The organism is Wolbachia endosymbiont of Tuta absoluta (assembly GCF_059414725.1).
In genome coordinates, this window is sequence record NZ_JBNRJY010000337.1 from 1 (window position 1) to 926 (window position 926).

The following is a 926-nucleotide window of genomic DNA, read 5'->3' on the forward strand; positions in this document are numbered from 1 at the left end:
GTATTTATACCTATATCACTTGCTTTTGTTTCAACAAAATTACCTATGATTGCACCATCACCTATTGTTGTATTTTCACATTTGGCAAATGGACCAACCCTAACACCAGATCGATCAACTCAAGCCTTCAAGGTCAAATTGGCTATACAAACTCTACCGAAGTCGTATCTTCTGACTTTATTGGTTCTCGTACTGCTGGTGTATTTGATGCACAAGCGACGATTACATCAGGTAACCGTTTAACAGCTTATGTTTGGTACGATAACGAAGTGGGTTATAGCTGCCAAGTATTACGTATTGCTGAACAAATGTGCGGTGTAAGCTATCCAAAAGCACCTGCTGAAACAAATGCATAATTTGTAATATTCAGTAAAAAGGAGCTTCATCTGAAGCTCCTTTTTTTATATTCTAAATTTATCTTGGTTTAAATCTAATAAACGATTTTAACCGAAATTTAGAGCATATTAAAAATGAATAAAAATTTACCAATTTTCGCTTTGGTTTTGCTGAATTTATCAACAATAATCCATGCAACCCCGCAAACAAGCCTTGATTTAACCCCAATATTGCAAGATCGTTTTGAACAAAATTGTGAGGTTCGCCAGCAATTTGATTATTATGTTCGCGATGATGAAATTCTGCCAATATTAATGAATCAGGTGGCTAAAGACGAAGTTGATGAACAAAACGCCTATGTGAGTAGAATCCTTACTTTAAAAAATACGACTTATCGGGGACTGATTGTCACAAAAATTGAGTTTGTATGGGGGCGGGGATTGACTTTAATGGAGTATTTACATTTTGATCGATCTGCAAATCTTGATTTCGATTCAAATCACCTTTGAAATGACGGTGAAAACCATTTGGCCCCATGACCCAAAGATCATAGAGACCTTGATTGTCCTTTTTGACATTCCAGACATCAT

Annotated in this window: 2 protein-coding genes and 1 pseudogene; 2 read left to right on the top strand and 1 reads right to left on the bottom strand. The window is 36.0% G+C overall.

Annotated features, from left to right (window positions below; translation table 11 throughout):
• Both ACJ5GX_RS03610 and ACJ5GX_RS03615 read left to right on the top strand, forming a co-directional pair.
• On the top strand, positions 1 to 356 hold a 356-nt coding region (locus tag ACJ5GX_RS03610), incomplete at its 5' end, for a hypothetical protein (protein ID WP_495292710.1).
• Between the two features lie 114 nt (positions 357 to 470).
• Positions 471 to 845 (top strand): hypothetical protein, encoded by a 375-nt coding sequence (locus tag ACJ5GX_RS03615; protein ID WP_495292711.1) that lies wholly within the window; start codon positions 471 to 473, stop codon positions 843 to 845.
• Positions 846 to 876: 31 nt separating this feature from the next.
• On the opposite strand, the pseudogene ACJ5GX_RS03620 reads toward ACJ5GX_RS03615, so the two are convergent.
• Positions 877 to 926 (bottom strand): annotated as a pseudogene (locus tag ACJ5GX_RS03620) (hypothetical protein); the annotation flags it as partial.

Coding starts and splice junctions, on each gene's coding strand:
- ACJ5GX_RS03615 (WP_495292711.1), top strand. CDS start 471: ATGAATAAAAATTTACCAATTTTCGCTTTGGTTTTGCTGAATTTATCA.